The 16,831-nt window shown below is 58.4% G+C and carries 15 protein-coding genes; 11 read left to right on the forward strand and 4 right to left on the reverse strand.

Features of this window, described 5'->3' with window-relative positions; translation table 11 throughout:
- Positions 1-56: 56 nt before the first annotated feature.
- On the reverse strand, positions 57-665 hold the full coding sequence (locus tag ABL922_RS00005; protein WP_349022153.1) for a response regulator transcription factor: 609 nt from the start codon (positions 663-665) through the stop codon (positions 57-59).
- A 304-nt stretch (positions 666-969) separates the two neighbouring features.
- On the opposite strand from ABL922_RS00005, the gene ABL922_RS00010 reads away from it, so the two are divergent.
- From ABL922_RS00010 to arsB, 7 genes are all read left to right on the forward strand, one after another.
- Complete coding sequence (locus tag ABL922_RS00010) at positions 970-3,363, forward strand: TonB-dependent receptor (protein WP_349022154.1); 2,394 nt, start codon at positions 970-972, stop codon at positions 3,361-3,363.
- Between the two features lie 382 nt (positions 3,364-3,745).
- Positions 3,746-4,876 (forward strand): hypothetical protein, encoded by a 1,131-nt coding sequence (locus ABL922_RS00015; protein WP_349022155.1) that lies wholly within the window; start codon positions 3,746-3,748, stop codon positions 4,874-4,876.
- A complete protein-coding gene (locus ABL922_RS00020) occupies positions 4,873-5,316 on the forward strand; it encodes a MarR family transcriptional regulator (RefSeq protein ID WP_349022156.1) in 444 nt (147 codons plus the stop codon). Before ABL922_RS00015 ends, ABL922_RS00020 begins: the two co-directional genes overlap by 4 nt.
- Positions 5,317-5,411: 95 nt before the next feature.
- Positions 5,412-5,765, forward strand: coding sequence for a metalloregulator ArsR/SmtB family transcription factor (locus ABL922_RS00025; RefSeq protein ID WP_349022157.1), 354 nt, complete (start codon positions 5,412-5,414; stop codon positions 5,763-5,765).
- The gene (locus tag ABL922_RS00030) at positions 5,762-6,253 is read left to right on the forward strand and encodes an ArsI/CadI family heavy metal resistance metalloenzyme (protein ID WP_349022158.1); all 492 of its coding nucleotides are present in this window, start codon (positions 5,762-5,764) and stop codon (positions 6,251-6,253) included. Before ABL922_RS00025 ends, ABL922_RS00030 begins: the two co-directional genes overlap by 4 nt.
- 8 nt (positions 6,254-6,261) lie before the next feature.
- The gene (locus ABL922_RS00035; RefSeq protein ID WP_349022159.1) at positions 6,262-6,765 is read left to right on the forward strand and encodes an arsenate reductase ArsC; all 504 of its coding nucleotides are present in this window, start codon (positions 6,262-6,264) and stop codon (positions 6,763-6,765) included.
- 1 nt (position 6,766) lies between these two features.
- Positions 6,767-7,825 carry an ACR3 family arsenite efflux transporter gene (gene arsB / locus ABL922_RS00040; protein WP_349022160.1) on the forward strand — a complete coding sequence of 353 codons (1,059 nt, stop codon included), beginning with the start codon at positions 6,767-6,769 and terminating at the stop codon, positions 7,823-7,825.
- On the opposite strand, the gene ABL922_RS00045 is transcribed toward arsB, so the two are convergent.
- A complete protein-coding gene (locus tag ABL922_RS00045) occupies positions 7,822-8,853 on the reverse strand; it encodes a mannose-1-phosphate guanylyltransferase/mannose-6-phosphate isomerase (protein WP_349022161.1) in 1,032 nt (343 codons plus the stop codon). The two genes, arsB and ABL922_RS00045, sit on opposite strands and share 4 nt — an antisense overlap.
- A 178-nt stretch (positions 8,854-9,031) precedes the next feature.
- On the opposite strand from ABL922_RS00045, the gene ABL922_RS00050 reads away from it, so the two are divergent.
- The 4 genes from ABL922_RS00050 to ABL922_RS00065 are packed head-to-tail and all read left to right on the forward strand — an operon-like array spanning position 9,032 to position 15,825.
- Positions 9,032-10,420 carry a TIGR03013 family XrtA/PEP-CTERM system glycosyltransferase gene (locus tag ABL922_RS00050; protein WP_349022162.1) on the forward strand — a complete coding sequence of 463 codons (1,389 nt, stop codon included), beginning with the start codon at positions 9,032-9,034 and terminating at the stop codon, positions 10,418-10,420.
- Position 10,421: 1 nt separating this feature from the next.
- Positions 10,422-12,515 (forward strand): XrtA/PEP-CTERM system histidine kinase PrsK, encoded by a 2,094-nt coding sequence (prsK, locus tag ABL922_RS00055; protein ID WP_349022163.1) that lies wholly within the window; start codon positions 10,422-10,424, stop codon positions 12,513-12,515.
- 2 nt (positions 12,516-12,517) lie between these two features.
- Positions 12,518-13,879 (forward strand): PEP-CTERM-box response regulator transcription factor, encoded by a 1,362-nt coding sequence (gene prsR, locus ABL922_RS00060; RefSeq protein ID WP_349022164.1) that lies wholly within the window; start codon positions 12,518-12,520, stop codon positions 13,877-13,879.
- Positions 13,879-15,825 carry a tetratricopeptide repeat protein gene (locus tag ABL922_RS00065; protein ID WP_349022165.1) on the forward strand — a complete coding sequence of 649 codons (1,947 nt, stop codon included), beginning with the start codon at positions 13,879-13,881 and terminating at the stop codon, positions 15,823-15,825. Before prsR ends, ABL922_RS00065 begins: the two co-directional genes overlap by 1 nt.
- On the opposite strand, the gene ABL922_RS00070 is transcribed toward ABL922_RS00065, so the two are convergent.
- Together ABL922_RS00070 and ABL922_RS00075 are read right to left on the reverse strand one after the other, a co-directional pair.
- Entirely contained in the window at positions 15,822-16,163 is a 342-nt protein-coding gene (locus ABL922_RS00070) for a GntR family transcriptional regulator (protein WP_324334184.1), read from the reverse strand. The two genes, ABL922_RS00065 and ABL922_RS00070, sit on opposite strands and share 4 nt — an antisense overlap.
- A 64-nt stretch (positions 16,164-16,227) precedes the next feature.
- Positions 16,228-16,797, reverse strand: coding sequence for a nitroreductase (locus ABL922_RS00075; RefSeq protein WP_349022166.1), 570 nt, complete (start codon positions 16,795-16,797; stop codon positions 16,228-16,230).
- Positions 16,798-16,831 lie beyond the last annotated feature (34 nt).

The raw sequence follows: 16,831 nt of genomic DNA on the forward strand, positions 1-16,831 counted from the left end.
GGTGTTTAATGAGCGCGAACGGGGATTGACGCCTTTTGTGTGGGCGGGGGAGTGAGTTACATATTGTCGAATACATAGCCCATCGCGCGAACGGTACGCAGTCGATCGGGCACGCCTTGTGTCTTGAGCGCTCTGCGCAGCCTTCCAATCCAGACATCAACCGTTCGTTCGTCGATGCTGGAATCATCTTTACCCAGAATTCCGATGAGGCTGCTGCGGGAAAAGACGCGGTCAGGGTTCTCGAGGAAATGAGCCAGCAACTTGAATTCATTCGGGGCGAGCGAGACTCGCTGATCCTTATAACGCGCGAGCACGGCAGCAACGTCCACCTGCAAATCACCTGATCTCAACCGCGCGGCTGTTGGTGCAGGGTCGTGTGCTCGACGGTATTGGTGCAATCGTACCGCCAGCCGTTCAGCATCTGCCGGGCCGATCAAATAATCGTCTGCTCCACTTCGAAGCGCACGTCTTTTGGTTTCGCTGTCGTCTTCTTCTAAAATCATGGTGATATGTGCGTAGCGCGTAGCCTTTGTTTCACGCAGGCGGCGGCACATTTCGATCCCCGATATGTCGGGCAGCAACCAGTCGACGAAGCACCAATATTGCAGGCCTTCTGCCAAGACAGGTAAATCCGCATGGAATCCGGCGACGTCGACATCAGCCATCCGCGCATGCAATTGCGGCACGATCGACAAGTCGCGCGAAGCGAGGATGACAGCTTCTCTGGTCGGCATAGTCTGAATCCCAATGGGCAATATGAGGCCATGATGCTGCCGCTACATGACAAATTCGTGACGACAGGCTGTGATGTAACCAAATCGTCTTCAGACTGTCGCACTTCGGACATGGCGGAGTCGCGCAACTGCAACTGCCACCCCCTAGGGGCAGTCGCGCAACGGGGTGTCCGCCGAATCGATCCGACCAAAACGGCCTCCGCGAAACGATCATCAAGCCCCAGGGGGATCTATCATGTTGAAGACAGTGTCGCGCCTTTCGGTATCAGTCATAGCCTTGACGGCAGTCCAAAGCGGCAGCGCTGCATTCGCCGCCGAAGCATCAGCCGAAATGGCAGCGCTTGAAATGGAAGCCGCGCCGGAAAGCGACAGTAACCAGCCCGGCCTGGTCGACATCGTCGTCACCGCGACCAAGCGCGAAACCAATTTGCAGGAAACCCCGATCGCGATCGCGGTGATGAGCGAAGAGGATATGAAGAAGCGCCAGGTGTCGAGCCTGATCGATCTCAGCGACGGTGCTATCCCGTCATTGCGCATCTCGACCTTTGAATCGCGCCAGACGGCGCTGACGGTCGGCATGCGCGGTATCGTTCCCGACGATGCCAATCAGCCCGCGCGTGAACAGGGCGTCGGCGTCTATGTCGATGGCGTCTATCTGGGTCGTCAGCACGGCCTCAATTCGGGCTTTCTCGATGTTGAGCGTATCGAAGTGTTGAAAGGTCCGCAGGGCACGCTCTTTGGTCGCAATACCGAAGGTGGTGCAGTGAACATGGTGCTGCGCGCGCCGACTGGCGAATTTGGCGGTCGGGTGACAAGCGGGCTCGGCAATTTCGGGGCGTATAATGGTTCGCTTCGGCTTGACCTTCCCGAAGTCGCGGGTTTTTCGATCAAGCTTGACGCGTCGCTGCAACACCAGAATGCGACAACCAAAAATCCCTTGGCTGGGCAGCAGGGCTGGAATTATTTCCACCGCTATGGCGGCCGCGCGGCGATCCGATGGAGGCCGACTGATACGCTGCTCGCAGATTTTTCGGTTGATGCGGGTCGTGATGAAAGCACGGCGTTTCTGAGCCAGCTGATTAACTTCAACCCCACTGGTCGCCCAGTCGCAACGGTTGCGCAGATTCAGGCCAATGGCAATCGTCTGCCGTCCGGCTTTGTTGCGCCGTTGCCGTCGATTGTCGAGGTCCAGCCAGACCGCGCGAAAAGTGCATCGATTGGCGTCCCGCAACAGCCGAGCATCGGCAAAACATTTGGCGTCTCTGCCAAATTGGCATGGGATGTGACCGAGGATGCCGAAATCAAGTCGATCACCGCTTGGCGTACCGTCAGCGACCGTCAGTTCGACAATTCTGGCCTCGCCAACCGGACGCCGGTATTCGCACCCAACGGCAGTTTCAGCCGCTACAGCCTCGCGACGCTCGATCAGCGCCAGTTCAGTCAGGAGTTGCAGGTCGTTGGCAAGTTGGGCGATCTCGATTATGTCTTCGGCGGTTATTATTTCAACGAACGGGCGGAAGATTCAGCGCGCACGCCCAACACCAATCGCTGGAATGCGGACGGCAGCAATTATACGATCATCGACCCGTCAACATATCTGTCGACCCCCGCCGCCCGCGCAAGTGTCGCCTTTTCGAAGAGCTATGCTGTCTATGGACAGGCAACCTATAATCTGGACCAGTTTGCCCTGACCCTGGGTGGCCGCATGACCCGCGACGAGAAAAATGGTCGTCTCTTTACGGTCAACGGTGCTGCGACCAATTTCACGTTCCGCGAAAATGACCGTCGCTTCGATCCGCTGGTAACATTGGCGTGGGAGCCTTCGGATGCGGTCAACCTTTATGCGAAATATGCAACCGGCTACCGCGCCGGTGGCGCTAGCTCGCGTTCGCTCAACTATCGTTCCTTTGGACCGGAGTCGGTCAAATCCTATGAAATCGGGGTCAAGACCGAATTGTTCGATCGCATGGTTAGGTTGAACATCGCAGGCTATCTGATGGATCGTGCGGACACGCAGGTCGACTTCAACTTCTTCATTCCGCAATCTAACGGTACCGTCCGTAACACGCTCGAAACGGTGAATGCGCAAGGCACGACCAAGATCCGCGGGATTGAAGCCGACCTGACCGTGCGTCCGACCGACGGGCTGTCGCTTGGCTTGTCCTACGCATATACCTATACCAAGGTTCCGCTGGCGCGGAATACGGTGCAGGAACAGCTCAACGCCTCGCTCACGCCGCCGGTGACGACGCCGGTCTTCCAGGAAGTCTATATCCTCTATACGCCCAAGCACGCGCTATCCGGCTCGATCGATTATGACACGCCTCTGGGCGGCAACGGCACGATGCTGAAGCTGCATCTGGACGGCAATTATTCCTCACCGGCGTTCAGCTTTGCCAGCGAGAATGTGAAGAACGACAAGAGCTTCATCGTCAACGGACGCTTATCCGTTGCCGATATTCCGGTTTCGGAAAATGGGCAGACGCTGGCGGTGTCGCTTTGGGCTCGCAACCTGTTGAATGAATCGCACATCTATCGCCGGTCGAACGCCAACCGGCTGGTGCTCGGCGACTATGCCAATTTCAACGCACCGCGGACCTTTGGTGTAGAAGCCACCGTCAAATTCTGATTTATCATTCGTGTGAACGGGTAAAGGGGGCTGCACGGTTTCGTGTGGCCCCTTTTAGCAACGCCAGAAATATTTCCACAATCCTCGAAACGTTGCTTGTCTCCTTTTCTTGATTCGATATTTCAATGAATGTCGAAATAATGGAGTCGTCATGAACGGCGACACTATTATCCGGCCCTTGGAGCCTTGGCGCAAGAGCATCGCTTGGCGGCGTTTCGCTTGCTGGAGAAGGCGCGGCATACAGATTGATGATGGGGGAGTCAGGGCGGAATTGGCTTAACGGCCATTCGGCACTTGCGCTTCGCCAATACGCATCACGAAGCACGGCTTGATTAAAGTTAGATATCTAACTATATGAAGAATGCCTAGCAGGAGACGTAATGTGAGCATGAGCCGCCGAAGGATGATTGCCGGTGCAGGGGTTACAACGCTCGCACTAGTGGGCGGCGCAGGTCTGTGGCGCGTGACGCGGCGGCCTGTTACTGCGCTAAAGCCCTGGCTGCTCGCTGCCGAAACGCCCGCCGACATCCGGCTCGACGCTTTTCGGCACGCCATTCTCGCTCCCAATCCGCACAACCGCCAGCCTTGGCTTATACGGATGGAAGGGAATGACGGCGCGATATTGACGTGCGATCTTGCCAAGCGACTGCCCGACACCGACCCGTTTGATCGGCAAATCACCATCGGTTTTGGCACCTTTATCGAGCTAGCCCGTATTGCGGCGGCAGAACGCGGGGTGCGGATTGATGTCGAACCTTTTCCTGACGGCGAGCCGCAGCCACGGCTGGATGCGCGACCCGTTGCCCGGTTGCGCTTTGTCGAAGATGCGGCGGTCGTCAAAGATCCGCTGTATCAAGCAATCCTGAAACGCCGCACCAACCGGGCGCTCTATGACTTGGATCGCCCGCTGGACGAGAGCCTTGCCGCAAAGATTGCCGATGGCTCTTACAGCGTCGATGCCAAACTGATCGCCGCCGTCAAAGCAGTCACCGTTGCAGCCATGACGATCGAGATTTCCACGCCGCGCACCTTTGGCGAAAGTGTTGAACTGATGAGGATTGGCGCGGACGAAGTTGATGCCAATCCCGACGGGCTTGTTCTGACTGGCCCGAAAATGGAAGCGCTGAAATTGCTGGGTGTTCTTGACCGGACTTCGCTCGCCGACCCGTCATCGACAGCATATAAAACCGGCTTGGAGATGCAACGGCAGATCTGTGGGTCAATTCCCGCCTTGCTATGGATATCCACCCCGACCAACAGCCGTCGCGACCAGCTGGAAGCAGGGCGACGTTATGTGCGCGCCAATTTGCGGGCGACGGCACATGGGGTTGCGATGCATCCGATGAGCCAATCGCTTCAGGAATATTCCGAAATGGCGGAGAAGTATGCCGCCATTCATCGGCTATTGGGCGTGGGGCAGGGTGAGCGCCTTCAAATGCTGGCGCGCATCGGCTATGCCCCGGATGTTGACCCATCACCGCGCTGGCCGCTGGAGAACCATATCCAAAAATGACATCCGACCCGCTCGCCTTTGAATTCTTTAATGAAATCGGGATCATCGATCAATTGATTGGCACGATGCTGACCAATGCGCTGCCGACAGGTATGACCAAAGCACAATTTACGGTGCTCAATCATTTCGTTCGGTTGGGGCTAACCGAAAAATCTCCCGCCGATCTGGCCAGCGCATTTCAGGTCCGCCGCCCCACGATCACCAGCACGCTCGCACGAATGGAAAATGCCGGACTTGTCTCCATTCGCGCCGACCCCCGCGACGCGAGGGGCAAGCTGGTTTCACTAACCCCTGCGGGTCGCGATATGCGCGAACGGTGCATCACGGCATTGGGATCGATAGCCCCCGCGCTCGAACCGATTATTGCAGACGCCGAAATGCAGGCAGTGCTACCGACGCTTCGAAAGCTTCGCGTCGGTCTGGACAAATTGCGCGATTAAGATTGTCGGCTGAGAAAATGCGGCTTGGTCTCTGAGGGTCTTGACTCCCCTCCATGATTCGATAATTCAACGAATATCGAAATGAAGGAGTCGCAATGGACGCCGACACTATTATCCGGGCCCTTGGGGCCTTGGCGCAGGAGCATCGCTTGGCGGCGTTTCGCTTGCTGGTGCAGGCGGGGGCCTCGGGCTTGCCTGCCGGGGTGCTGGCGGAGCGGCTGGCGGTGCCGAATAGCTCGCTGTCCTTCCACCTCGCCCAGCTCAGCCATGCCGGGTTGATCCGGCAGGAGCGGCAGGGGCGGTCGCTGATTTACTCGGCCGACTATGCCGCGATGAACGGGCTGATCGGTTACCTCATGGAAAATTGCTGCGCGGGTGCGGTTTGCGGTTCGGACGAGGGTTCGTCGGGCTGTGCGCCCGCAATCTCTGATGAAAGGAAAAGTGCATGAAACGCTTTCACGTACATGTCGGGGTCGAAAAGCTCGATGCCTCTATCGCTTTCTATTCGGGCCTGTTCGGGCAGGAGCCTTCGGTGGTGAAACCCGATTATGCCAAATGGATGCTAGAGGACCCACGGATCAACTTCGCCATCTCGCAGAAATGCGGTGCAGTGAAAGGCGTCGAGCATCTGGGCATCCAGGTGGAGGACCAAAGCGAGCTCGCCGAAGTCTATGGCCGCCTTCAGGCCGCCGACCGCCCGGTGCTGGAGGAAGGGGCAACCACCTGTTGCTATGCGCAATCCGAAAAAAGCTGGATCGCCGACCCCGATGGCGTGGTGTGGGAGGCGTTCCTCACCAATGGCGAGGCGACCGTCTATGGCGGCAACCCCGAATTGCAGCAGCTGGTTTCGGCCAACGCTGCCGAAAACGCCTGCTGCGCGCCGACGCAGGCGGCTGCGCCTACGCCTGCCGCTGCCTCAACTGGCTGCTGCGGCTGAGGTCTTATATGCCCGAGATACGCAATGTGCTGGTGTTGTGCACCGGCAACAGCGCCCGTTCGATTTTGGGGGAGGCTTTGTTCAACCTCCACGGAGAAGGCCGCGTGCGCGGCTATAGCGCGGGGAGCAAGCCCAAGGGCGTGCCGCACTCCGGTGCGCTCCGCCTGCTGGCGCGGAGGGGGATTGATACCGCCGCGTTCCGTTCGAAAAGCTGGGATGAATTCAGCGCACCCGATGCGCCGCAAATCGACCTTGCGATCACTGTATGCGGCAATGCGGCGGGCGAAGTCTGTCCGGTCTTCATTGGCAGCCCGTTAAAGGCGCATTGGGGCTTGCCCGATCCCGCCGATGTTAGCGGCAGCGAGGCCGAAATCGATGCAGCCTTTGAGGAAACGTGGCGCTTGCTCGAGATGCGAGTGAAGGCGTTCTTCGCGCTCGATCTGACGCACATGGATAAGGCCGAAGCGCAGAAGGTGCTGGCGGAAATTGGCAGGATGGAAGGGGCAGCCTGATATGGCGGAAGGCAATTTGAAGCGGCTGTCATTCCTCGACCGCTATCTGACTATCTGGATTTTTCTGGCGATGGCGCTGGGCGTTGGTCTGGGTTCGACCTTTGCCGGATTGCCCGAGGCGATCAACGGCCTGTCGTGGGGATCGACCAATATCCCCATCGCCATCGGCCTGATCCTGATGATGTACCCGCCTCTCGCTCGTGTGCGCTACGAAGAGCTGCCGCGCGTATTTGAGGATAAGCGGGTGCTGGCGATTTCTCTGGTGCAGAACTGGATCATCGGGCCGGTGCTGATGTTTGCGCTTGCGGTGATTTTCCTCTCCGACAAGCCCGATTATATGACTGGCCTGATCCTGATCGGGCTGGCGCGGTGTATCGCGATGGTGATCGTGTGGAACCAGCTGGCAAAGGGTGACAACCAATATGTCGCGGCGCTGGTGGCGTTCAACTCGATTTTCCAGATATTGTTTTTCAGCGTCTATGCGTGGTTCTTCCTCGCTTTCCTGCCGCCGCTGTTCGGGCTGGAGGGCAGTGTCGTCAATGTCAGTTTCTGGACGATTGCAGAGGCGGTGCTGATCTATCTCGGCATACCCTTTCTCGCCGGGTTCCTGACGCGCAAATGGTTGGCGAAAGCCAAAGGCGAGGCTTGGTATGAACAGGACTTCCTGCCGAAGATCGGACCCATAACGCTAGTCGCGTTGCTGTTCACGATCGTCGCGATGTTCAGCCTGAAGGGGAACGAAATTCTGACCTTGCCGGGGGATACCATCCGCATCGCCATCCCGCTGACCATCTATTTCGTCGTCCAGTTCACGATCAGCTTCTTCATGGGCAAGCTGATCGAGAGCGACTATCCGCGCACTACTGCGGTGGCATTTACCGCGGCGGGTAATAATTTCGAGTTGGCAATAGCGGTTGCGATAGCGGCTTACGGGCTGGCGTCCCCCGTTGCCTTTGCGGCGGTGATCGGGCCGCTGGTCGAGGTGCCGGTGCTGATCCTGCTCGTCAATGTCGCCTTCTGGTTCGGGCGGCGCTGGTTTGCTGACAGCGTGCCTCGTTAGCTGCTGAACTTCTTTACATTCTGGCTATGCCCGCGCGGCAGGATGAGCACTTCATTGCCGTGCGCGACAACGATCAGGTCGTGCGCACCGATCAGGTTGATGCGTAGGCCGTCGCTGCGAACCAGATTGCTGTGGCTATCTAGCAAGCGGGCGTCGCCCAGCAGGCTGTTGCCATCTGCATCATGCGCGCTGACCTCATAAAGACTATCCCAGCTGCCAACATCGGACCAGCCCATGCTGACCGGCGCGACGGCGACGCGATCGGCCTTTTCCATCACGGCATAATCGATGCTGTCAGAAGGGGAGGCGGCGAAGGCGGCTTCCTGCGGGTGGATATTTACGCCTTGCCACTCGGCCTGTTCCATCGCCTTTTGCGCAGCGTGCAAGATATCAGGCGCAAGGCTTGCCAGCCAACCGAGATAGATATCCGCCCGGAACAGGAAGATGCCACCATTCCACGCATGGTTGCCGGCATCGATCATCGCCTGTGCGGTTGCGGTGTCGGGCTTTTCGACGAAGCGTTCGACACGCGACGTCGCAGCCGTCAGCTCGTCGCCGACACGGATATAGCCATAGCCGGTCTCGGGCGCGGTAGGGGTGATACCAAAGGTCACAAGCCATCCGTCCTCGACCAGCGGCAGCGCAGCCATGATCGCGGCATGGAAGGCGGGCACTTCTGCGACCAGATGGTCGCTCGGCATCACCAATAATGGCGCCTTGACGTCATCGACGGCCAGGGCGGCGAGCGCGATAGCCGGGGCTGTGTTGCGTGCGCAGGGTTCAAGGATGATCGAGGCGTCGGGCACGCCCGCAGCGTTCGCCTGTTGCGCGATGATTTCGGCATGCGCGGCGTTTCCGACGATCAATGGTGCGTTGAAGAATTCCCGGTCCATCACCCTGGCGAGCGTCATCTGAAACATCGTAGCATCGCCTGCGAGTTTCAGGAATTGTTTGGGGCATTCGGGCGTCGACATCGGCCACAGGCGCGTGCCGCCGCCTCCAGACAGGATGACAGGTGTGATTTTCATACACCTTGCCTATTCGATGGCGGCGATTTCCGCAATCGCGGACTGTCGCCGAATTTGACAGTTGGCATCTTGTTCAAGCAGCTGATAATTAGCGCTTTTATAAACAAGTGTAAAATTAAGCGACACTTTACTTTTGGTTGCTATTGCATCGGATGATGAAGGCACGTCGCGCCCTGATATGATTAGGCTGTTCAAGCATTATGTCCCCTACGCCGTATTGTTTCTGGCGATGGTGGATTTGTGCCTGCTGATAATGGCGGCGGAAACCGCGTGGGTAATCCGCGCGAACCAGATCGGCATGCATGTCGACTATATCGGCAATCGCATCTGGCCGCTCTTCACTTTTGCGGTATCGGTGCAACTCGCCGCGATGGCAGTGGGTGTTTATAGCCAGGAATCGCTGCAGTCGCTGAGGTTCGCGATTGCGCGGCTGATTGTGGCCGTGTCGCTCGGCGTGATCTTTATGGCTATCATGGCTTTTGCCCTGCCAGGGATGACATTGTGGCGCTCAAATTCGCTTTACGCGATGATGCTGTCATTTGGCTATCTCGCGCTCAGTCGCCTGATATTGGGGAGTTTGATCGGCGCTGAGAGCTTCAAGCGCCGCTTGCTCGTGCTCGGTGCGGGAAAGCGCGCACAGCGGATCAAGGATCTGGAGGCACGCCGCGGCTCGGGCTTTGTCGTCGTCGGCTTTATCGCGATGGATGAGGCCAAACGCATCATTCCCGAAGCGATCAACCGCTCCGCAATCTACAATCTTGCCGATTTCGTGGTGAAGCTGGGGGCGAGTGAGGTCGTGCTGGCGCTCGAGGAACGGCGTAATGCTTTGCCGCTTCAGGATTTGCTGCGGATCAAGACCACCGGCGTCCATGTGAACGATATTTCCAGTTTTCTGGAGCGCGAAACAGGGCGCGTCGATCTGGACAGCGTCAATCCCAGTTGGCTCATTTTCTCCGATGGCTTTTCGTCGGGCCGACGTTTGTCGGGGATCGCCAAGCGGTTGTTCGATATTGCGGCGAGTGCGATCCTGGTGGCGCTGACGTTGCCGGTCATCCTGTTGTTTGCGCTTTTGGTGAAACTGGAAAGCAAGGGCCCGGCCTTTTACCGCCAGCAACGTGTCGGTCGTTATGGCGTGCCTTTCGACCTGATCAAATTGCGCTCAATGCGCGCCGATGCAGAGGCAGACGGCAAGGCGATCTGGGCGGCCAAAAATGACGACCGCGTGACCCGGATCGGCAAATTCATTCGCAAGGTGCGCATCGACGAACTGCCGCAGACATGGTGCGTGCTAAAGGGCGAGATGAGCTTTGTCGGCCCGCGGCCCGAGCGCCCCGAATTTGTCGAAGATCTTGAAAAGCAACTGCCCTATTTTGCCGAGCGGCATATGGTAAAGCCGGGGATCACCGGCTGGGCGCAGGTCAATTATCCCTATGGTGCGTCGATCGACGACAGCCGCCAAAAGCTGGAATATGATCTCTATTATGCAAAGAACTACACGCCTTTCCTCGATCTGCTGATCCTTCTCCAGACGATCCGCGTGGTCATCTGGCCGGACGGAGCGCGCTGATATGGGTGCAGCACTCGCCTGGATCGGTTTCTGGGGCCATACGGCGGTCGGCTTTCTCTATGCCGCGCTGGCGATATGGGTCTTCCAGCAATTTGGCGGCAAAAGCAGGCAACAGATTGCGCTGATCGGCGCGCTGGCGGTTACCGCATTTTGGGGTATTGCAACGATTATGGGCGGCCCGGGCAGCCTGCTGGCATCGAGCGGAGAGACGCTGCGCAATATGGGCTGGCTCGGTTTTCTCTATGCATTGATGGCCAATGGCGAGGGCAATTCGCATCCGCGCACAATCAAGATGCTCTACGGGGCCTTGTTCCTCGCATTGCTGTTGCAGCCGCTGATCGACTTCGCCTTGCTGATGGCGATGCCCGACAGCGCGCAAGCGACAGCAGCGGCGGCAAAATCTGTGCAGTTGCTGCGCATGATTTTCGCGATTGGCGCAATCGTGCTGGTGCACAATCTCTACACCGTGTCCGCACCCGAAGCCCGTTGGGGCATCAGCCTGCCGATGGCCGCGCTTGCCGCGACCTGGATGTACGACCTTAACCTGTACACCATCGGCTATTTGTCAGGGGACTGGCCGACCGAATTCATCGCGATGCGCGGGCTGATCATGACGATACTGGTGCCAGTGTTTGCGATGGCGACGCGACGCAACAGCAATTGGCGTATTCGGCTTTCACGCTCGGTGACCTTCCAGTCGGTCTCGCTACTGGCAATTGGCGGCTATCTGTTCGGGATGGTGTTGCTGGCGACAGCATTGCAGCTGGTCGGCGGTTCTTATGTCCGCATGGCGCAGATCACGCTGATCTTTGCAATGTCTCTGGGCGCTATGCTGATCCTGCCTTCGGGCAAGTTCCGTGCCTGGCTCAATGTCGTCATCGCTAAGAATTTTTTCCAGCACCGTTATGACTATCGGGCCGAATGGATGCGCTTTGCAGAAACCATCGGTTTCCCGAGCGACGCAGCACCTTTTCACGAGCGGGTGATCAAATCGCTTGCCGACATTTTTGAATCGCCCGCCGGACTTTTGCTGACCCGTGACGATCAATCTCGGCTGGTGCTGCAAGCGCGCTGGAACTGGCCGACCGCCGACATTCCAACCTATGCGGGTAATTCCCATACAGTGCCGTTTTTCGAACGATCTGGCCATATCCTGTTGATGGACGATGTGCGTGAGGGGACGGACGACAGGGTCGATCAAACGGCTATTCCGCAATGGCTGTATGACGAGACACGCGCATGGGCGGTGATCCCGCTGGTCCATTTCGGGCGCCTTGCCGGGATAGCCATCCTCGCCAAGCCGCCGATAAAGCGCGGACTCGACTGGGAGGATCTGGATATGATGCGCGTGGTCGGGCGTCAGCTCGCCAGCTATCTGGCAGAAGCGACCAGTCAGGAACAATTGACCGAAAGTCGGCAGTTCGAACAGTTTAACCGGCGCTTTGCTTTCGTAATGCACGACATCAAAAATTTGGTCAGCCAGCTAAGCCTGCTCGCGCGCAACGCCGAAAAACATGCCAGCAAACCTGATTTCCAAGCCGACATGATCGAGACGCTGAAAGGGTCGGTTGGCAAGATGAACGATCTGCTCGCCCGGCTTTCGCAGCATAGTCAGACACGGCATTCGGCCATCGAACCAATGGATGTCGAGACAACGGTAAGCGCAGTGATCCATAGCAAGCGACTGATCTATCCGATCGAGTCCGATTTCTCGCCGGGGCTGCTCGCTATGGCGGACGCAGGACGGGTCGAAACGATCCTGAACCATCTGGTGCAGAATGCCATCGATGCGACCGAAGACGGATCGCCGATCCGCGTCAGCGCTTCACGACAGGATGATTGGGTCGCCATAAGGGTAACCGACAAGGGCAGCGGCATGACTGAGGCTTTTGTTGCCAACCAGCTGTTCAAACCGTTCGAATCCACCAAGAGCGGTGGCTTTGGTATCGGTGCCTATGAAGCCCGCGCACTGGCTCAGTCCTTGGGCGGGCATCTGCACGTCGATAGCCGCTTAGGAAAGGGCACGCGCATGACCCTGCTGCTTCCGGCAGCGAAAGAACCTGCGCATGACAAAGACATCGATAAGGCAGCATGACCATGGAACAGCCAAAGAAAAAACTGCTGATTGTCGAGGATGACCAGGGGCTGCAGCGCCAGCTGAAATGGTCCTATGAGGATTTCGAGGTGTTTTGCGCATCGAACCGCGCCGAGGCAATGGCACTGCTGCGTTCGGAAGAACCCGATGTGGTGACGCTCGATTTGGGCCTTCCGCCTGATCCGGATGGCGTAACCGAGGGGTTTGCAGCACTTGAAGAGATGCTGTTGATCAAACCTGACACCAAAGTGATCGTTGCTTCGGGCCACAATGCCAAGGAAAGCGCGCTGCGCGCCATATCAGCCGGGGCTTGGGATTTTTACCAGAAGCCGGTCGATATCGATGAGCTGCACCTGATCGTGAAGCGCGCCTTCCATGTCCGCGAACTGGAACAGCAGAACCAGAGGGCGCAGGCGCCCAATTCCGATGGCGAACTATTGTTCGGATCGATGGTCACGGCCTCGCCCGAAATGCTGAAAGCCGCGCGCACGATTGAGCGGGTGGCCAATACCAACGCATCGGTGATGCTGTTGGGGGCGAGCGGCACGGGTAAGGAATTGCTCGCGCGCGGGCTGCACGATGCGAGCGACCGCAAGGGCAAGCCCTTTGTCGCTATCAACTGCGGCGCGATCCCCGAAAACCTGCTCGAATCCGAACTGTTCGGGCATGAAAAAGGCGCGTTCACCGGCGCGATCAAGACCACCGAGGGCAAGATCGAGATCGCCAATGGCGGCACGCTGTTCCTTGATGAAGTTGGCGATATCCCGTTGCCGCTGCAGGTCAAATTGCTGCGTTTCATTCAGGAGCGGGTGATCGAACGCATTGGCGGGCGCAAATCGATTCCGGTCGATGTCCGCATCGTCTGTGCGACGCATCGTGATCTCAACCAGATGATCACTGACAAAACATTCCGCGACGATCTCTACTATCGCCTCGCCGAAGTGCCGGTGCATATCCCGCGTCTGGCCGATCGGCAGGGGGATGCCGTTTTGCTCGCGAAGCATTTCCTCAGCCGTTTTGCGCGGGAGATGAATCCGTCGATAAAGGGCTTTGCCTCGAGTGCGTTGACCGCGATCGATCAATGGGATTGGCCGGGCAATGTCCGCGAGCTTGAGAACCGCGTCAAACGCGCGGTTATCATGTCCGAGACCAAGTTTATCTCGGTCGATGACCTCCAGTTCGATCTGGTCGACGACGACGACCGGCTGCTCAATCTGAAAGCCGCGCGTGAGGCCGCCGACAGACGCGCGATCGGTCGGGCGATTGCCCGCACCGAAGGCAATATTTCCAACGCAGCCAAGCTGCTGGGCATCAGTCGGCCGACGCTCTATGATCTCCTCAAACAATATGAGATCCATGTCTGATGCTTTACCCCTCTCGCCAGTTGCTGACTTCCGGATTTCGGGGCATGCTGGCGATTGCTCTGCTGGCAGGCATTGCCCACGCCGCGATTGACGAGGACGCGCGCGAAGCTTTTGAGGCTGCGCAAACCCACATCACACAACGCGACTTGCGGTCCGCCAAGGTCGAACTGCTCAACGCAGTGGCCGCCGATCCCGAATGGATCGAGGCGCAACTGAAGCTGGCCGAAGTTGCGCTCGAACTCTTCGATCCGGTGACGGCGCGCGAGCATATCGACAAGGCAATCAAGCTCGACGCGCCTGAGACGGCTTACAGCCACCTTCTAGGCCACGCGCTGTGGCTTTCGGGTGAGGCCGACAAGGCAGAGGCAGTGCTGACGCAGCGGACCGTGGCCCGCGCGAACATGCCTTATGCCTATCGCATATTGGGCCGTGTTTACATGGATCAGGGCGATACCATTGCGGCCGGACGGGCATTTGAATCCGGGTTGGAGATCGCGCCCAAGGACGACCGGCTTTGGACAGAGGTGGCACGGCTGCGTTATGTCGTATCTGACATGGGCGGGGCGACGTCGGCGCTGGAACAGGCGATTGCATTGAACCCAGCCAATGTCCGCGCGCTCGAGCTGCGCGGGCGGCTGGTGCGTGACCAGTTCGGGCTGACGGCGGCGCTCCCGTGGTTCGAACGGGGATTGCAGATTGACCCCAACGACGTCCCGCTGCTTGAAGAATATGGCAACACGCTTGGCGAACTAGGTCGTTATGGCGACATGCTGATGCAGGCGCGCAAAATCCTCTCGCTCGACACCAAAAATGCCAAGGCCTTCTACATGCAGGCGACATTGGCGGGACGTGCGGGCAATTATGCTTTGGCGCGACGCATCATGGGCAAAGTCGGTGGGCGTTTTGCCGAACTGCCGGGGCCGCAAATGCTGGTCGCGGTTAGTGAATATGAATTGGGCAATTTCAACACCGCTATTGAGATTCTGACACGCTTGGTTGCAGCGCAGCCGAACAATGTCGAATTAAACAGCTCGCTGGCGCGAGCGCTACACCGGTCAGGGGATCATAGAGCGGCGTGGGATGTGATCGCACCGATCGCCAATCGCGAGGATGCCGATCATTACAGTACCGCGCTGGCCGGCCGCATATTAGAGGCGCTAGGTGAGCGAGATGCCGCTGCATTCCGGCTGGACCGGGCGGCCTATCCGAAGATCGTAACGCCGCTCGCGCTTGCCGAAAAACAGTCGCCTGGCACTGCTGCGGCGGAAGCCGCGCGCGAGCCGCGCAGTGCACGCAAGGTTCTCCCTTATGTCCGCGTGCTTTTGTCCGCCGGGCAATATGAGCAAGCCCGTCAGGCCATAGCGCCGCTGGTTTCGGGCAACGATGGCGTGGTCGATGCACAGTTGCTGGTGGGCGACGTCGAAATGGCCGCGGGGAACAGGGCAGGGGCGATTGCGGCTTATGATAAGGCGCGCAAGGTTGCGTTAAACGAAGCCGTGCTGGGCAGACTGGTTGCGGCGTACCGTGGCGCAGAAAATGCCGATGCCGCAAGTCAGGTGATTGCCGAGTTTCTTGCCTATAATCCTTCGAGCTTGCTGGGCCAGAGGGTGGCGGCTTTCGATCTGATCGATCGCAAAATATGGGATCAGGCGTTGCCCATTCTTTACCGGATGCGTGCGCGGATCGGATTCAACGATTCAGTCCTAAACGCGAATGTCGCGCGTACCTTAACCGCGCTGGGTGAGCATGACGATGCGGTGCGCGAGGCGCGGTTGGCCTATCGGATCGATCCAGCGAATTTGATGACCACCTACGCCTATGGCCGGGCGGTGCTGATGCAGGGCGACGATGCAAAACGTGCCCGCGATCTGTTGCGCAAGGCTAGCAAGCTGGCTCCAGAGAACGAGGATATCGCCCGCGACTACCGCGCGGCTCAGAAACTTTAAGAAAGTGCCAGCAATTCGGCCGGATCGATTCCGGCGCGCTGCATTTGCGCGCGCACCTCTGGCCAGACATGGCTGATGAAATGGTCGCGCTCGGTGGTGCGCAAACGGGTCACCGCGCCGCGCGCGACAAACAAGCCCACGCCACGCTTCACATCGACCAACCCATTGTCCTGAAACAGCTGATAGGCCTTGGCCACTGTCAGCGGATTGGCGCCTTGTTGCGCCGCAAAGGCACGAACCGAGGGGAGCATATCGCCTTCCGAAAAGCGGCCGTCGAGTATGGCTGCGGCGATCTCGTCACGCAATTTCAGATATACAGGCTTGCTCTCGGTTTTCATAACCACCTTACTGCCATAACACAGTAGGGCGCGTCAAGTTTAACCTAGCGATTAAATTTGTGCGTCAAGGCCAGGAGCGAACGATATAGGCGGGGTCTGGTCGCGGGCGTTCTTCTAGTGGCTGGCCAGCGGTGCCGATGTAGAACAGCCCGGCGATCTGCTCCTCGCTTTGGCAAATGGCATTGCGGACGACTGGGTCATAGCTTGCCCAGCCGGTGATCCAACTGGCGACATAACCGTGCGCATGTGCTGCGTGGAGCAGGTTCATGCCGACTGCGCCGACGCTCATCTGCTGTTCCCATAAGGGGATCTTGGGGCTGGGTTGTGGAGCGAAGAGCAAGACGATCAAAGTAGGCGCCATAAACGAGGGGGCAATCGCCGCCTCGATCTGCGCAGCACGCGCGTCCGGGTTGGTTGCGATGAAAGCTTTTTCGAGCATGGCCGCGAAAGCGTCGCGATCCTCAATCTTCACAAAGCGCCATGGAAAAAGCTTGCCATGATCGGGCGTGCGCATGGCGAGGTGCAAGATCGCATCAAGCTGCGCGGCATCCGGCCCCGGCGCGACCATATCACGGGGTTTGCCTGACCGGCGCGAGGCAAGATAGGCGGGCAGCGAAGAGAGGTTGTTGAGCATCCAGCCTCCGTTCGCCGAAAAGCGGTAACAAGCG

It is taken from the genome of Sphingorhabdus sp. (assembly GCF_040079335.1).
GTDB lineage: Bacteria > Pseudomonadota > Alphaproteobacteria > Sphingomonadales > Sphingomonadaceae > Sphingorhabdus_B.